Source organism: Brevundimonas sp. GW821-FHT02A10, from assembly GCF_059422025.1.
Genome location: NZ_JBWKWC010000005.1, coordinates 155927 through 172914, shown reverse-complemented (window position 1 = coordinate 172914; position 16988 = coordinate 155927). Strand labels below are relative to the sequence as shown.

The window sequence follows — 16988 nt, the reverse complement described above, 5'->3', positions numbered from 1 at the left end:
TCGCATCTAGCCGCGCTCGGAGAAGCGATCGTAGGCGTCGATCCTGCGAACTAGGAGATCAATGTCTCCGCGATAGATCTCGGACTTCAGAAACGCCAGCTCCGCCTCGCGCGCGTCTTCATCGACATCAATGTACCAGGCGCGGGGTCCATTCACAGCATCCCCGTTCCAACGGTAACCCCGGGTGCGAAGCTGATCCTTCAGGTCGAACGGCGAGTTCTCCGCCCAAACACGCCAGGACGGCGTTCGAGCACGTGTCAGCAACTGGGCCAGGCCGGTCAAGCCCGTCCCCGGATGGGTCAAGGCCAACAGCTCGACTGTCGCCAGGCAGTCCTGCACTGCGCGGTGGCGATCGAAGAAGAAGCCGGCGGACGCCGCGAGATAGCCTAACTTCACTCCTTCGTAGCCCTCGGCCTGCCAATCGATCTGCGTCATGGAGCAGGCCCAGGGCTTGGTCGTGAAGACCTCGTTCAGGCGTTCGAGGAATTTCCGATCGAAAGAGGCGTTGTGGGCGATCACCAAGTCCACGGGGGCGGCGACCGCAACGACTTCGTCTGGATCGATGCGTTGGTCCTTCACCATCGCCTCATCGATCCCGGTCAAGGCGGTGATCTCAGCCGTAATGGGTCTGGAGGGCTCGCGCAGGTGGTCGAACGGTTCGCCGACCGAATAGACTTGGCCATCCAGACCATAGGCGAAGGGAACCATGGCCAGCTCGATAATCTCGTCGCGTGCCGGTTCCAGACCCGTGGTCTCCACATCGACAATCAGACCGCGGCGAAGCTGAACGCCGTCGGGAACGGTCCGAGCGGGCCGCACCTGTAGGCGGCGCAGAACGCGATAGTTTCCGCTGGCCTCAAGCGCAGACGCCATGTCTTCCAGCGCCATACCATCCAATACGGTTGTAGTCGGGTTCAGGGCCTCGCCTCCATATCGAACACCGTCCGATCCAAGCGTGGAGAGTGGCGGGTTTTGCGTCCATGTCGAGACCGTTGGTTACGTGTTCGCATTGACCGGCGTTTGTTGTGATCCGCACCTGCCTAGCGAGCGGCCTTTCGATGACCATTGATCCGGAATCGGCATAGTTCAGGAAAAAGGGGAAGCGTCCAAGGGACAGACAATGGCCGATCCAACGGCGAAGGAAGCCCGCGATGCGTGGTGGGCCATATGGCGAGAGCGAGGGTTTTCCTGGGATCAGCTCGCCAACAAGCGCGCCCCAAACTGGTTTGTTTTGCCGGACGGCCGATTGACACGGCGACGGCCCACGGGGCGATCCAAACCGGCGACCCTGCAGGACGTGTGGCGATCGGAAGAAGCCCGCCTCGTCGACGGACCTGACAAACGAAAATGGACCGTGGTCCATGTCCCGCCCGTTTGGGACGATGGATCACCCGCCAAGTCCACGTGGACGGAAGATAATCTTGCGGACGTCGATATGGCTTTGCTGGCGGCGGCCGCTCGACTGGCCCCTGGTCTCGCCGAAGACCCTGCGCAGGAGTCGCCCAGCAAGCAGCGAACCACCTCCTATATCCGCGCCGGCGGCATCCCGCTGGATGGCGCGGTCCTTTCGACCTTCCCCGACAGTCTAAAGAACATGCCCTTCATAAAGGGGGACCACGTCGCCTTCACTGGCGGAACTACTTTTGGGGCCGAGCTCAAGGGCCTGCACCTTCGATCGCCTCTGTTTGAAAAATTCCTTGCGCTTGAGGACATAGAGGCCACCGAAGACCTCCGGATTACCGACTCGCTGGTGCTCGGCGGGGTGTTCGGCGACCTGATCCAGGCGCCCCGACTGACGCTCCTCAGGCTGATCTGTTTTGGCGAAGCCAACTTCGAAGACCTCGACATTCGCGAAGTGATCGATCTTCAACGAAGCCGTTTCGAGGGGATCGTCACGTTCACGGACACCAAGACGCCCAAACTCCAGTTCGATCAGTCCCGCTTCCTGTATGACCTGAGCATCATCGATTTCGCGGGCGATTTGAGCCTGGACCGCTGTCGCATCGAAGAGGATTTTACCCTCTCCGGATTCTCTGGCGACCGCCTGTCCGGGGCACGACTGAGCATCGCCGGCGGCGCGTCCATGAAAGGGGTCGTTACCAGAACCGCGACCGATTTCGCTGAGTCGTCTTGGGCCCAGAGTTTGAATATCACCCGCTATACGTTCGCCAACGTCAATTTCGAGGATGCGGAGTTCGGCGGCAAGGTAACGCTCAAAGGCGGGAGCTTTTCGGAAGCCGCAGAATTCGCCCGCGCCCATTTCGCCAACGCCGCCTATTTCAGCGGCGCCAAATGGACGGGAACACTGGACCAGCTGCAGGGGGCCTTTCGAGAAACCCGCTTCGAAAGTTTTGTCGATTTCCGGGGCAGCAACTTCAGAGCCTTTTCCGCCTTCGATGGAGCCAACTTCAAGTCCGAGATCCGGTTCGACGACGCCGTGGCCGCCAACGACAAGATCGCCCGTGAAGTCCTTAAGGCCGCTAGGACCGACACCCAAAAGGCGGAGCTGGAGCATGGCTTCCGGGCGCTCAAACAGACCGCCGAAGCTGCCCGCAACCGCAACCTCGAACAGGCCTTCTTCCGGTACGAGCTTCTGGCGCGGCGCAGCCAGTCGACGACGCCGAAACTGGAACGAGTCCTGTCTTGGCTCTACGGAGTGTCCTCAGACTATGGCGCATCGTTCATCCGCCCAGTGATCTGCGCGTTCGTCCTGTGGATCACCTTCGTTCCCCTGTACCTCCTTCTCGGAAAGATCAGCGGCAATCCGCAGATGCAGGACTTCGCCTTGATCGGCCCCGCCCCTCACCCGGCCTTGCCCGACGCCATCGGCATGTCCGCGCGCGCCATGTTCAATCTGTTTGGCATCTGGGGCGTGCGTCCGCCGGAGACGGCGACTGGCCCTCTTCTGGAAATCGCGACCCTGAGGGACAGCCCGCTCGCCGCCCTGCTCACGCGCTGCGTGTCGTCCGTGGAGTCTCTATTCGCCGGCATTCTTCTCTTCCTTGCCGCACTGGCCGCACGGCGGCGTTTTCAGATCAACTAAATGCCAAGAAAACTTGCCTGCATGGAATGTTCGGCAAGCGCGGCCCATGACCGGTGTCAGAAGTTTGCGGTTGGGAGCAACCCAAAGCGGAACTACAGCACTTCCGCCATGAGCCCGGAACTGCCGTTGTCCGCAAACTTCCGCGAAGCGCCACTAGCGGACATGGACCGCAAGCCGGTTTCCCGACCTTCGGCCACCCGATCATGCCGACCAGACGTGCGATCGGAGACGCGCAGGCGGCGCAAAAAACGTGTTGGTCTGACTGGCTGCCAACGACAGACGGCCCCAGTCGCGGGCATGGCTTCAGGACTGCGTGACCGGCTTCAGAAGATCCGCAAGCGGAGAGGGATCGCCACGATCAGCAGACATCAGAGCGACGTAGTAGCCTGCACCTCTTTCCATAAGCGACATAGACTTCGCCGACCACCCCACTGACGTTCTCATCGCAATGGGGAATACTGGCGACATGGCCGACGAGATTCTGTTTCATAAACACCGCCTCTCCCAAACCATCGACAACCACCGGACCCTGCTGGCGAAGGAAATCGATGCGCTCACCGACGAGCGGCTGCTCAACACGCCACTGCGCGAGTTGCAGGACTATATGGTCCAAAAGTGGAAGCTCGACCTTCCCGTACTCGGCGACCCCGCGATTGACGAGGGCCGGACGAAGATGACGGTCGGCCGCTACGGCGGACGGGATTTCGATTTCGGCGACTATCATGAACCGCCCGTCCAGGTCGACGCTCACCGATACACCCTGGAAATCCCGTTCGACGGAGACCCGGACCTGATGTGGCATCAGGGCCAGACCTTCACGATGAACCCGCCAAGGGGCACGGTGCGGGGGAATGTCCTGACGATGACGGTCGTCGACCGAGACCCGACCGCCGAGGCCCTGAACGCGATCTTCGATCGCTATGTTTCCGAGGTCCAGCAGCACCTGAGTTGGCTGGCCCCGGATGTCGCGTCCTGGAACGCGGTGATCCCCTCCTTGACCGAGTCCCTCGTCGCGCAGCGGAAGGCGCGAGCCGAAAAGACCGGGTCTGTCGTCTCGAACCTCAAGTTCAACGTCAAACCCCGTCAGGGCCAGGCGGCCACCTATGCCGCCCCCGTCTCCGCCAGGAAGAAGGTCGTTCCCCAGCTTCCCGCGGCGCGGGCGGGCACAAAGCCGGAGCCGACCCTTTCGCCCGAGGCCTATCGCAGCATCCTCGACACCCTGACCCAGATGTCGCTGGTGATGGAGCGCAGCCCCCAAGCCTACGCCACGCTCGATGAGGAGGCGCTGCGCTTCCAGTTTCTCGTGCCCCTGAATGCCAACTTCGAGGGCGAGGCGCGCGCGGAGGTCTTCAACTTCGGCGGCAAGACCGACATTCTGATCACCGTCAACGGAAGAAACATCTTCGTCGCTGAGTGCAAATTCTGGCGTGGACCCAAATCGCTGACAGCGACGATCGATCAGATTCTCGGCTATCTCAGCTGGCGCGACAACAAATGCGCCATCCTCGTCTTCAACCGGAACAAGGGGTTTTCAGACGTCCTCGCCCAGTTGAAGGCGACGGCCTCGGCCCATCCTCATTGCGTATCGTTTGACGGGTCGCACGGCGAGACCGAGTTGTCCTTCACCTTCCGGCGTCCCGATGATGAAGACCGGCGACTGACCCTCACGATCCTGGCTTTCGATATTCCGGACCAGTCCGAGTAGCCTGGCCGGCTCGCACGCGAACCTATTGCGGTGCGTCCCCGGCGCCCCCCGATCCGGCGCTATCCCCCGTCCCAGGTCACCGGCCGTCCCGAGCGCGACCGCGTCGCCGGCCGAAACCACCGCGCATATCTGACGCCGTCGAGCTCCGTCTCGTCGCCGTTACGGGCTGACGGATGCACGCGTCCAGCCACTGTGATCAAGCGCGCGGAAGCGCCCCCAGTTGTCCAGCAGGGCGATGATCAGGGGCTCGTGCTTCCGCAGCCAGCGTCGCGCCTTCAGCGTCGCGAGTTTCAGGGCCCGGAACAGGGGCTCCAGATGCGCCGAGGGCGCCGGCGCCGTCGTCACCGGCTTCAAACGCCCGCCGCGACGGCCAGAAGCAGCTCGACGGCCTTGGCCTCGACCAGGGTCTCGACTTCGGTATGCATGTCCACCGCATGACCCGGCGCCGACAGGGACAGGACCAGGCTGTACCGCGCCCGGTCGGCCGCCCGCCCCTGCCCGAGATGGGACTTCCACCATCCGCCCACGGGGAAAATGGCGATGGCGTCATGTCCAGCCAGATCGATCGCCCTCCCCCGCCACAGATCGCAATGAAGCGAGCCCGCATTGACCGCCTTTGGTCCAAGCAACCAGTAGCTACCCTCCTTCTCCGCCGGCTCGCCTCTTTCCTGGGCCGCGTTGATCCGCCCCCGGAACGCGGGATCGGTCTCTCCCCGCTTCTTCATGGCGAAGCGCAGACCGAAGGACCGGTAGGTGTCGGGTCGGGTCGCGGCCCGCCCGTTCAGATTGGGCTCGACGAAATAGGACAGGGTCACCTTGAGGGTGACGATCGCATTCTCGAGCTCCTCCAGCGCCGTGCGCGGCCAGGGGAGGTCGTAGAAATGCATCTCATTATAGACCGCCGAGCGCCCCTCCCCCATGGCATAGGGCTGGATTTCGGCCTGGGCGGTCAGGGTAACGGCGTTGCGCGCCGACGCCACAGCCCGATCCAGTGACGGGACGCCGAACCCGACGGTCCTCAGGGCGGCCTGCATCTGGGCCTTCGTCGCCGTCTTCCAGTGTTCGCCGCGACCGATCAGCTGCTTACGGATGGGCCCCGGCCAGTCCGCCGACTGCACGGTGAGCGCGCGATAGGTCTCCGGCCACAAACCCGGCAGGGCCGCTTCGAGACCGCCGAGGAATTGACCGGCCACGCCCGTCGCCGCGCTCGTCGCCCAGATCGGCGCCAGCGGCTCGGCCACCACGTCCGCCCCCGCCGCAAGCAGGGACACTGACGGGCTCCAGCCGCAGAAATCGTGGCGGTCGACCAGCATGTTGCCGGCTTCGAACAGGACCTCGGGTTTCAGGGGCGTCAGGTCGTCCGGCAGGGTCGACGAGCCCCGACTGAACGGGCTCAGCGCGTTGGCGCCGACCACCGGGGTCTTGGCGCCGTCTTCAGGGGCGACTGTGGTCTTGGTGGTGTAACCCCCGACGGTCAGGGCGTTCCAGCTCTGGGCAGGATCGTCGATCGGCCAAGACCTCAGAACATCCGCCCGCATCCCGCCCGTCATATTCCCGGCGGCGACGACCATCAGCCGCTTGGGTCGGCGGTTGGCCGGACGCGGCGGATCGCCGGCGTCGGCCAGGGATCCCCCCGAGGCGATCTGATCCAGAGCCCCGCTCCAGCTGGACGGCCTGGCCGAAACGAATTCGTCTGTCGTGACCGCCAGCAGATAGGTGGAGACCGCCGAGTGGTCGATCTCGATCCGGGCCACCGCACCCTGGGTCACCAAGCCATAATGACGGGGTTCATGCGGGGCGAAGCCCGGCGGCGGCAGGAGCTTCATGGACACGACGCCATGGGTCAGGCTGATCTCGCGCAGATCCTGCATCGGACCATGCAGATCTCCGTAAAGCGCAAGGCTCGCGAGCCCCGTCCCGTGTCCTCCGTCGCCGGCGTGGTCGTCGGTTCCCCAAGCGTCGTCATAGGCCATCGCGGACACCAGCCCGGGGGCGACCAGAGGGTGCGCCGCCGAGACGCCGGTGTCGAGCACCGCGACGGCCGGTGCGTCCGCGGGCGGGGCGGTGATCCGAAGCACGAGGTCGGCGACGAAATCCCCCTGGCCGATCCGGACGCCCTCGCGCTCCAGGAAGGGTCGGATCGTGCCGGTGGCGCGACGCACTTCCGAGACCGCGCCCGGGATGGCTCCGGCCAAGGCCAGCAGGTCGGCCGAGCCGCCGTGAACCAGGACCACGGTCGTATCCGGGAACTGCAGCCGATCCGGGTGAACCTCGAGATTGCGTCCTGTCGCCTCCGCGACCACGGCGTCGGCGCGCCCCGGCGCCGCCCGGATCCACAGTTCCCACCAGGACGCAGGCACCGCGAAATCCGTGCCCGGGGCAAACAGCGCCCTTGCCTCGGCTCTCAGAAATCGCTCCACGACCTCGAACCGGTCCACGTCCGGCCGACGGCCGTTGCCCGGATCACGCCCATAGGCCGACACCCGCTCGCTCAAATAACCCCGCGCCGCATCGGGCACGAAGACAACGGCGGCTTCGGTACGGTCGTCGCGACGCTCGGTACGCAGGACCACGATATCCTGAACCGCGAAGTCGAAGCCCGCCGGGACCCTTGACGCCTTCGACCGCGACGCCTCGTCCGGCGCTAGGGTCTCCATGACCACAAGCGCGCCCTTTTCCAGGCCGGGCAAGGCGACACGGGGATCCGCGTCGCCAGCCGGCAGAGGCGGAAGCGCCTTCGCGAGCTGGGTCAGGAGGCTGTCAGCGTGCGCCTCATAGGACGTCCGCAGGGCCTTGCGGGTCTGGTCACGCGAAGGAACCGCATAGGCCGTGGTCTCGCGCCACAGGCCGATATCGATATGACGCAGGTCGCGGCGATCGTAGTCGACAGGCTCGGCCATAGTGCTCCGGAAGCCGAACGAATCGGCGCGCCGCAATCATGGGTGGCGAAGCGTCACCGCTCAAGCCCCGGTACGAAACCGCCCTCTAAAGGCCTGACGGTCCGCGAGCGCCGCAGCCAGAACCTCGGCCGAGACCGTCGGGGTGGCGTCGAGGATAGCTCGTTTGACGACCGTGTCGGCCGCCCGAACGAGCTCCGCCTGGCTCAGGCCTCGCGACTGAGCGCTGACCGAGGCCCAGGTTTTGGCGGGCAGCTTGAACTTGCCCAGCCGCCGCTGGACCACGGCGCGAGCCCCGTCGGCGTCGGGCAAGCCATAGGCGAGCACGTCGTCGAAACGCCGCGCCAAGGCGTTATCGAGGATCTCGACATGGTTGGTGGCCGCCACCACGACGCTGTCGGTCGCGTTCGGCTCTTCCATGAAGGCAAGGACCGAGTTCAGGATGCGGCGGATTTCACCGACGTCGTTGGTCTCGGCCCGGCTGGCGCCGATGGCGTCGAACTCATCCAGCAGATAGACGCCGCGCGTCTGGGCGATCTGGTCGAACAGCAACCGCAGCTTGCCCGCCGTCTCGCCGAAAAGCTTGCTGAAAAGGGAATCCAGACGCACCGTGAACAGCGGCAGCCTGAGTTCTCCGGCCAAGGCCGAGGCCGTCATGGTCTTGCCGGTGCCCGGCGGTCCCACGAGCAGCAAATGGGTCGAGGGCGTTTGGCCGTGGTCGCGAAGAACCGTGCGTTCGCGCTGTTCACGCACGAAATGATCCAGCCGCCCGCGGACGTCGGCGGACAGAACCATGCTGTCGAGCGTCGTTTTCGGATAGGCGCTCTCGACAAGCCCCTGAAGCTCGCTGCGCGGACGCGCGAGCGGAATGGGCGACAGGGCGCCGGAGGACGCGCGACGCCGGTCCCTCGCCTTCTGGACCAGGGTCTTCAGCCGATCGGCCTCGGCCTGGCGCCCGGCGCGCGCCTCGTCGGCGGCGGCCTGCAGGGCGATGGAGAAGAATTGCTCGTCATCCTGATCGATGTGAGAGTTCAGAAGCGCGACGATCTGCTTGGCGGACATGAAGCGCTCCTTTCTTCTCTCTGCGGCGACGGACCGTATCAGGGGTTGCGTCGATTAACGCCCCGTTGACGGCGACGGCAAGACGTCTGGGCCGCGATGGCGGCCCCATGAAGGCGGATTGCTGACAAATACCGGATCAGCGACCCACGATACTCCAGAATCAGGGTTCCCTGCCATCCGCCGCTTCGTCAGGCCGCCGACGGTGCCCATGAAGGCGGGGCGTTCGCGTACCCTCTCCTCGCCCAGGACGCGAAAAGAGGTCTGGATCAAGGACGCGTCAGATCATGACGCGGGATCAGCCCCACTGGCCCCGGCCTGACGAATGCCGGCATGCCTCGACTGTGAAATGTTGTCACCGGCTGCGAAAGCCGCTCCCCCATGCCCCCGCCTGCGAAAATCCGTCACCCGACCGCGGTCACAGGCAAAGGGCGTGAATTCGCAAATCTCCGCTTGCGTTTCGCCGCGTTGCGACCTCGCCGTGTGAACGCCGAATCTGTCTAGGTTGCCGTATCCATGTCCGTTACGCCCCCTTATCCGCCGCAGCCTCTCAGCTTGGACACCAGCCGGCCACCGCCGTTCCACGACTGGAGCGAACACCCCAAACGGTGGGAAAGGCTGTCGGCAAAGCTTCTTGATCGTGACGCCCGCTTCGCCGGGGTGGATCTTTTCGAGGTCGACGGCGTCAGGCAATACGGCATCGACGCGATCGGAGATTGTGCGGAGGGGTCCGGACAGGTCGTCCAGTCCGGGAAATGCTACGGGCGCACAACACCCGCCACGCTCGCCGCCTGGTCGGACGAATTCCTGAAGCATTGGGAGACCTATTGGTCAGAGCGCGGCGTCCGTCATTTCATCCTCAGCACGGCGGCGACCAACATTACTTCGGCGATCAATCGCGCTCAGATTGAAACCGAGAAGGCGCGCTTCGCGGTGTTGGGGGTCGCCTATGAGGTCTGGGGCCCGGAACAGACCTATGACCGCCTGCGGTTGGACGAAGATCTGGTCAACCGCTTTCTGGGCCCGCTCTGGAGCCAGACGATCTTCGGCCCCCCGGCCCGCGCCGAACCCTCACCCCTGGATGGCGCTCTGGTAGCCGCGCTGCACCAGGCTCACGGCGTGGTGTCGGCGCAGATCGAAAGCCGCCTTGAGCCGGGGCGCGAGGCGTTGAGGTGCGGAGACCTTGCCGCCGTGGACGCCCTGTTGTCTGACGTTCGCGCGCCCGGGGTCTGGCCGTTGCTGACCGAAGCCGCCAAAGCGGGCGTTCTCCGGCTTGCCGCCAGCCTCTCGCTTGAGCGCAAGGACTATGACGGAGCGGCGGTGTCGGCGGAGGCCGCGAACCAACTGAGCCCCGCCGAACCCGTCATTGAGGCGTGGTTGACCCACCACTACGAGGGCGCCGCGGCGGCCCTGGCGCGGTTCGGCGCTCCCGTGACCACCAAGGGGCGGCTGCACCGAATCGGGTTCCTGCTTGGCGCCGGAGATATCGAGACCGCCGACGCTGAACTGGCGGCGGTGGAAGACGAAGCCCGCGACAATGCCGATCTTCATCGACTGACCGCCCTCGTCCGGCTCATTCAGGGCAAGGGCAGCGAAGCACTCGCTGCGGCCGAGCGGGCCGACGCCCTGGCCCCCCGGCGGATCGTTACGATCCAGACCCTCGCCATCGCAAGATATGCGATCGGCATCAGTCCTCTAGCGCCCCTGCACTATCGCACCCATCCCAATCCTGCCCCTTCGGAGCTGGTCAGGATGGACGACCTGAGCGTAGCGCGTCGGAAGGCCGCGTTCGACTCCCTGTCGACGCTGCGCACGATCGCCCCCGAACTGGGGGGAACGGACTTGTGGCGACTGGCCTGTCTCTCCGCTCTGCCTGGCCGTGCGAACGAGGCCACGCAGCTCTGCGCAGAGATCCTGGCCCGGGATCCGATGCGTCTCGAAGCGGCGTTCTTCTCGCTGGCAAGGGCTGACGGGAATGACCTGTCCGCGACCCGGCAAGGCCTGATCGCTCGCATGGACGCCGGCCAGGCGGACCGAAACGACGTTCACTGCCTGACGCTGATCCTGCTGGAGGAAAGCACGTCCCCCCAGGTCGTTGAACGCCTTCAGGCCTGGGAGCCTGGTCTCTCCGGAGAGGGGGCCGCCGAGACGCAGCGTCGGATCAAGACCTTGAGCGGGGACTTCGACCCCGCCGCCGAGGACAGTCCTGACGACCTGGACACCGACGCAACACTGGTCCGCAAAGCGCGACGGCTCGCGCGCCAGGAAGACATGTCCCGGGTCGTCGCCATGCTCCCCGCGCTGTTCGCTGGACAGCGCCCGAGGGCGGCGGCTCTGGAAATCGCCGAGCTGATCGCTTCGGCCGAGCACTGGAGCGCTCTGGCGCCCTACGTCGATGCGATTGCGGCATTCGATACCGCCGAGGCCGTTAGCCTAGGCGCTCACGTGCTTCACTACACGGCGACCGCCAGGGCGGTGCTTGAATACATCGACGACCACCTTGATGCGTTCCCGGGACAAATCCCGCCTCTGATCGTCCGCCGGATCAAGGTTTCGGCCTTGGCCGAACTTCAGCCCATTGAGGCCCTGGCGCTGGCCCGGTCTCTCGTGGATGAAACCGAGGCCGCTATCGATCGCCGCTTCCTCGTCAGCATTCTGCTCGAGTCCGGCAATGTACAGGGCGCCGTGTCGCCAATCCGACGCCTGCTTTCTGAAGACGCTGTGTCCGCGAGCGACGCCGTTCGCTATTCCGTCGCTCTGACCGGCGAAGACCGGGACTTGTCGAGGGCCTTATGGCGCAAGGCCCTTCAGAAGGGCGTGCCCGACGGCTTCCTGCTTCACGCCATCAGCCAGGGCTACAAGCTCGGCCTGGATGCCGAACTCGGCGATCTGTTGGTCCGCATGGCCACACGGGCGGAGTCCGGGGCGACTGACGTTCGCACCGTCTCCATGGATGATCTTATTCAGGAAATCACCCGCCGCCGCGAGGCCATTGATGACGTCAGCGCAAAGCTGCTCTCAGGCATGGTCCCGATCCATCTGGTTCCCCGGGGCTTGATCGGGTCGCTCGCGGAAATCTACAGGCTCGACGGCGCCGCCGACCGACTGTCCCAGCAGCGCGTTGTACCGATCCGACACGGCGTCCGGTCCGCCCAGCTCATGCCGCCGGCCCCCTGGGCCCAATGGCAGGTAATTCTCGATCCGACAAGCCTGTTGATCGCAGACCAGCTGGACCTGCTCGACCTTCTGGAGAGCCTTGAGCGACCGGTTCTCATCAGCCGCAGGCTGCAGGACGCCCTGTACGGGTTTGAACAGGATGTCGTTCACAGTCAGAGCGCCCGCGTCGAGGCCGGGCAGGCCATCCTCGCCGCCCACAATCGCGGCGATCTCGGCGTGTCCGAGGCCCAGCCCGAGACCGAATGCGTCCGGCACGACCGGACCTCGGACGACATCGCTCCGAACGGACCCACACTGGCCACGATCCGCGCCGTTCTTCACCCAGCCCCGCAGCCAGCGCCAGGGACGAACGAGACCGCCGGCGCTTCCGGCGTCCGGGAGACGGTTCCCACCAGAGGTTCCCGGCTTGTCTTTCCTGACAACACGCTGGAGACGCTGGCCTGCGACGGCGAACTGGACGCCGCGTTGGCTGTATTCCGGTGCGAGGTCCCCCAGGATGTTCTGACCCGCATCGCCCTGGAGGTCGAGCAGGCGGCCGATGGGCACCAGTACGCGCGACGCCTAAGACAGCTGCGCGAACGCATCGCCATGGGATTGCAGGCGGGCCGCTATGCCTATTTGGCCAGCGCCACCGATGCCGCCGGGCCGGTGCTGTCCCCAACTGACGACACGGAAGACGAGGACGAGGACAAACAGGTCTCGCCCCTGGAAACCTGCCTGAAGGACGCCCTGACCGCTCCGTCTCTCGGCAATGGTTATGTCTGGTTCGATGATCGCTACCTGACCGGATACAACCAGACCAACGGCAATCTGATCGTCGGGGTTGTCGAGGTGCTGAACGCCCTGGTCCGGGACAGCGTCCTGACCGAGGACCAGCGCCGGCTCAAGCTTCTGAAGCTGCGCGCCGGCGGCGTCCTCTTCATCCCGCTGGACACCCATGAGGTCTTGCCTGAACTGCGGAGCGCGCCGATCGCCGATGGCCGGCTGGTCGAAACGCCGGCCCTGGCCACCCTCAGGCGCAACCTGGCCTCGGCGGTTCGGCTCGATCATCATCTCAAGCTGGGCGATGACGCGCCGGAGATCCTCAAGGATCGGCCGGACGAACTCTGGTTCATTCGGTCTACCCTGAAGATCGTCGAGAGGAGCCTGATCGAGATATGGTCGGACGAGGCCGCGAGCCCCGAACAACGGATTGCATGGTCTAACTGGCTCTGGGCCAATCTGAGGGTCGAGCGATGCGTGCGCCCCCTGCCGATCGATGAGCCGGGCCGCGGCAACGATCTTCTGGCGACCATGCTGATCGCGGGCCTTCTGGCGACCGCCGGAACCGTGAGCCTGAGCCATTACGAGCTCAGCAAGGCCCGACAGACAGAGTATGTCGACTGGATCTTCCGGGTGGCCATCGTCCCCAGACTCGGGGCACCCTGCGCCGCCTATCTGGACCGGGTCGCCAACCAGTTCCGGGTCCTCTACGGGGCGACGTTCAAACGTCCCGCCGACAGCCTCGACGAACAGGTGACGCGGATGCTGCGTCACGACCAGATTTCGATGCTGCCCGAGCCAATCAAGGACCGGGTGCTGACAAACCCGACCTTTGCAGCCGCCGTGGGGTGGTCGATCCATCAGATCAGCCTTGGAAGCCTTGCCTTCGACGGCGAGGTCTTCTGGTCGGCGGCCGCGCGGACCTTCCGCAACGGCCGGGCAAGGGCGCAGACCCGGGACGGTGCCCAGGTGAAGTTTTCCAGCGATGGCCTGGACCTGGTGGTGAATGCCTTGCCTCCCATGCGGGTCTTTGTCCCGTTCCGCGAGGTTCTAGCCGCCAGGGCGGCGGATCGACCTGCGGCGGCGGCCGTCTATCTCGAAGGCCTTGAACTGGACGCGGCGTCTCGCGAGCATTTCAAGGGGCGGATCAAAGGCGCGACGACCATCGCGGCGATTGCCCGCCTGATGGGCAAGGCCCACGATGCGATCGTCGCCACTCACTACGCCCAAACGGCCCAAAAGCTCGAGGACCGGGACACTACCGCCGCCGACTTCCTTCCACCGCCGGCCGGCCGTCTGCTTCATGCCCTGCGACTGGAGCCCTCCGCCGACCCGGTGGCCGACCGCATCGAGGCGGCTTGGGTCGAGCTCGAGACAGCCCACGGGTCACAGGAGGCCTTCCTGCGCCTCGGCGGCTTGCCGGTCGATCTGACGGCCCGCCTTGCGACGCCCGACGCTCTTGTGGCGGGCAGTCCGATCGCACGATCTCATCTGGCCGCCGCCCGACGCCTCGCCGGCGAGGATCCGACCGCCCTCGTGGCGAACTTGCTGGACGCCGCTCCCCAGGCCGAACAGGTTCTGCTGCTCCAGCTGACGCAATGGTCCTTTCAGGCCTTCCAGGGCGACGATCTCTGGCCGACACTCGGCGCCGCCGAACGCCTCATTCTGATCTGGACCCATGCGCACCGGATCCGGACGATCCTCAGTGATCACGACATCGATCCGGCCTCTGCAAGCGAAGTGTTTCGAAGCGCCCAGCCGGAGCAACGCATTCCGGAAACCATCCGGGGCGCGCCCGAGGTCCTTCTGGATTGCGCAGGCCCCGCCGCCATGCGCCAGACCCGGCTGTTCTATCATATGCTGGCCTATGTGTTCGGCGACACCGCCCCCTGGACCGATCTGGCGCTGGAGCACCAACGCGCCCTCGCCGAACAGTTCATGGTCGCCGGAGACGCAAACCTGCGGCTCAAGCCTCAGTTGTTGTTCGTCACCGGTCCGGGCTCGCCGAACGCTATGGGATCCTGGCTGGATCGTGAACCCCGAGGCCTTTTCAACGAAGTCGACAGTCCATCGCAGGCGCGGCGGGCGCAGATCACCAAACTGCTCGATGATGTCGAGAAGGACCCGTCAGACGCTGAGGCCTGGAACGTCCTGGCGAGCTTGTCGTTCGGCGGCTTTGAACCCGCCCAGCAGGCGCGTTTCGCCCAGGCTTTCATCGACCTTGATCTCTCGCGCTTCGTTCCGAATGCAGCCGCCCCGCCCGCGCCCTTCAGCATCGTCATGGCCGCAGGGTTGCGCATAGGCGGGCAGCCCGCGATCGCCTCCCGTTTCGCCAAACTCAACCAGCTCGCTGCACATTGTTCGCGGATATTCCGGGGCCAGGTTTCCGTACATGACCTCACGGCCGACGGCGGGCTGACCCCGGCCGCTGTGACCCTGGCCGCCGTTCTGGAGCTGACGCTGGAGGTCGCTCGCGGCGACGGCCCCGACAATGCACTGCAGGGGTTGCACGACGCCGTCGTGAGCCTGATCAACGGATGGCCGGCGGCGGCGCCGACCTTCAGGGAGTCCTTCGACCATCTGTTTCGGCAGACCGATCCAAACGAGGGCGGTTTGCTGTGGCGCACCCTTATGACGCTCCGCGCTTGGCCCTGACGCTCAGCTGCGGCGCCAGGGCGCCCAGCAGCCCGTCTGTGAGAAATCAGTACCAATCCCTTCGCTTCTCAGCGTCTCGAACAGTGAACATCGTCATCGGTATGGATAAACCACCGGGCTTACGCTCAGCCTGCCGTCGACGCTCCTCGGCATGGACGCCCAAAGAAAGGTAGATCAGCGCCGCACGAGAAAGTTTGAGCTGGCGAAGCGCGCGCGCCGTCAGGTCGCTGAAGTCGATATCGTAGAGACCCTTGCTGGGCTGAAATCTGGAGACGGCCATCTCCGTTAGAATATCGTCGTGTACGGCGACGAACTTGTGTTCGAGGTGATTTCGCAGTTCGTACAGCTCGTGGGCGTCAGGCCTCGTCACGGACCGAAAGGCGTCGTCGAACATATCTTTTGACAGCCAGAACAGCCCGCGAAGCGGCCAGTTCGCGGCGCCGTCAAAGTGCGGGTGCAAATCTTTTCCCTTTGGCCTGAACCACAAATTCCGAAACGAGACCTGCCGCTCGCCGTGACCGAGCTGAAGATAGTCATTGAGAAAGTAGGCGCTCTTGTCGAGCAGGGCATAGGCCGCCCGAAACGCCAATTTGGCGCGTTCGACTGCGAAACCGAAGGCTGGAAAATCCATCGTATCGTAGAGCAAGACGCCACGATCCGAAAAATGAACACCGCGCGCGGACATGGCCTCGTAGAGGGCATAGCGAGCTGTCGCATACTCCTGCTTCAGGACGTTGAAATGGCGGATCGCCGTCGGGGGTCTGAAGCCCTCCCCCAAGCCTTCCTCGACAAGGGTTGGAAGATTCAGAACGTCATTGGCCGCGATTGTATCGTTCCCAAGATCGTTGAGAGGGTTCAAAAACAGCCGGTGGTCCAGACACCATCGCCGATAGTCCCGCTCAGCCAAGGAGCGACCAAGCGAGAATTGCTCGCGGGATCGAAGATCTTCCTCCTTGAGATCGCCCAGCTGCTGGTCGATGGCTTCGGCATATCGCTGGAAGGAGGCAAAGGCGGCCTCAAGGCCTTCGCTCTCGATGATCGCGTCGTCCGCCAGAGCACACGCCAAAGCTCCGCGCGCCGCAAGCCCCATCATCGCGTTGTGGCCCGTGTCATAGAGCTGGCCCGCATAGTGGGTCAGGCCAATCCCTCGGTTGCCATTGGCCATACCCATCCTCGGGACGAGAGCGATAGCCTCGTCCCAGGCCTCCACCGCCTCGACGAACCGTCCGATATAGTTGAGCAGGTTTCCGAGGTTGGTATGGATTTGCGCCCGCTGAACCGTCCCTAGCTGTACGAATCCCGGGTGAGCGACCGCCCGACGAAGGGACAGCAGTTCGTTGTCGATCTCGTCCGAGACCCACCTCCATCCGGGCGGTTTGGAACGACGTTTTCCCGCCCAGGCGTTGGCTCGGAAATAATGCAGGCGAGCCGCCTCAGCGTCCGGGATCGGTCGCCGCTCAAGATCGTCGAGTATGGAAAGGGCGTGATTGAGCATGGCGAGATCGTTGGTGTCGTTTCCGAGATCGATCAGGGTGGCGGCGAGCGCGGATGCAGAGATGTCGTCCAGGCTCGTCACGTCGAGCGCAAGCAAAGCGGTCAAGTCCGGGGGCATGTCGGACATCAGGCGGGTCCTGCGAAAAGAGTTGGCCGCGGCCTCAGACACGCGGGCAACGCGGCCAAGGCTCGGAGC

Annotated in this window: 8 protein-coding genes; 3 read left to right on the top strand and 5 right to left on the bottom strand. The window is 64.7% G+C overall.

Features of this window, described 5'->3' with window-relative positions; translation table 11 throughout:
• Nucleotides 1–6: 6 nt before the first annotated feature.
• Nucleotides 7–888: a 3'-5' exonuclease gene (locus tag AC07U0_RS14640; RefSeq protein ID WP_494720734.1), complete on the bottom strand. Its 882-nt coding sequence runs from the start codon at nucleotides 886–888 to the stop codon at nucleotides 7–9.
• A gap of 232 nt (nucleotides 889–1120) precedes the next feature.
• Here AC07U0_RS14640 and AC07U0_RS14635 point away from each other — a divergent pair, with 232 nt between their 5' ends.
• Both AC07U0_RS14635 and AC07U0_RS14630 read left to right on the top strand, forming a co-directional pair.
• On the top strand, nucleotides 1121–3043 hold the full coding sequence (locus AC07U0_RS14635; RefSeq protein ID WP_494720733.1) for a pentapeptide repeat-containing protein: 1923 nt from the start codon (nucleotides 1121–1123) through the stop codon (nucleotides 3041–3043).
• 466 nt (nucleotides 3044–3509) lie between these two features.
• Nucleotides 3510–4748 (top strand): hypothetical protein, encoded by a 1239-nt coding sequence (locus tag AC07U0_RS14630; protein ID WP_494720732.1) that lies wholly within the window; start codon nucleotides 3510–3512, stop codon nucleotides 4746–4748.
• Between the two features lie 159 nt (nucleotides 4749–4907).
• Here AC07U0_RS14630 and AC07U0_RS14625 read toward each other — a convergent pair whose 3' ends face one another.
• From AC07U0_RS14625 to AC07U0_RS14615, 3 genes are read right to left on the bottom strand one after another with little or no spacing between them, the layout of a single operon-like run.
• Nucleotides 4908–5093 carry a hypothetical protein gene (locus AC07U0_RS14625; RefSeq protein WP_494720731.1) on the bottom strand — a complete coding sequence of 62 codons (186 nt, stop codon included), beginning with the start codon at nucleotides 5091–5093 and terminating at the stop codon, nucleotides 4908–4910.
• 5 nt (nucleotides 5094–5098) lie between these two features.
• Complete coding sequence (locus AC07U0_RS14620; RefSeq protein ID WP_494720730.1) at nucleotides 5099–7648, bottom strand: S8 family peptidase; 2550 nt, start codon at nucleotides 7646–7648, stop codon at nucleotides 5099–5101.
• Nucleotides 7649–7708: 60 nt separating this feature from the next.
• Nucleotides 7709–8707 carry an AAA family ATPase gene (locus tag AC07U0_RS14615; protein WP_494720729.1) on the bottom strand — a complete coding sequence of 333 codons (999 nt, stop codon included), beginning with the start codon at nucleotides 8705–8707 and terminating at the stop codon, nucleotides 7709–7711.
• A gap of 513 nt (nucleotides 8708–9220) precedes the next feature.
• Between AC07U0_RS14615 and AC07U0_RS14610 the strand changes: the two genes are divergently transcribed.
• Nucleotides 9221–15298, top strand: a complete 6078-nt coding sequence (locus tag AC07U0_RS14610) for a hypothetical protein (protein ID WP_494720728.1) — start codon at nucleotides 9221–9223, stop codon at nucleotides 15296–15298.
• A 46-nt stretch (nucleotides 15299–15344) separates the two neighbouring features.
• On the opposite strand, the gene AC07U0_RS14605 is transcribed toward AC07U0_RS14610, so the two are convergent.
• On the bottom strand, nucleotides 15345–16919 hold the full coding sequence (locus AC07U0_RS14605; protein WP_494720727.1) for an LA2681 family HEPN domain-containing protein: 1575 nt from the start codon (nucleotides 16917–16919) through the stop codon (nucleotides 15345–15347).
• Nucleotides 16920–16988 lie beyond the last annotated feature (69 nt).

Excerpts from the sequence above, each read along its gene's own strand:
- AC07U0_RS14620 (WP_494720730.1), bottom strand. The coding sequence starts at position 7,648 with ATGGCCGAGCCTGTCGACTACGATCGCCGCGACCTGCGTCATATCGAT.
- AC07U0_RS14615 (WP_494720729.1), bottom strand. The coding sequence starts at position 8,707 with ATGTCCGCCAAGCAGATCGTCGCGCTTCTGAACTCTCACATCGATCAG.
- AC07U0_RS14640 (WP_494720734.1), bottom strand. The coding sequence starts at position 888 with ATGGCGCTGGAAGACATGGCGTCTGCGCTTGAGGCCAGCGGAAACTAT.
- AC07U0_RS14610 (WP_494720728.1), top strand. The coding sequence starts at position 9,221 with ATGTCCGTTACGCCCCCTTATCCGCCGCAGCCTCTCAGCTTGGACACC.
- AC07U0_RS14630 (WP_494720732.1), top strand. The coding sequence starts at position 3,510 with ATGGCCGACGAGATTCTGTTTCATAAACACCGCCTCTCCCAAACCATC.
- AC07U0_RS14635 (WP_494720733.1), top strand. The coding sequence starts at position 1,121 with ATGGCCGATCCAACGGCGAAGGAAGCCCGCGATGCGTGGTGGGCCATA.
- AC07U0_RS14605 (WP_494720727.1), bottom strand. The coding sequence starts at position 16,919 with ATGTCCGACATGCCCCCGGACTTGACCGCTTTGCTTGCGCTCGACGTG.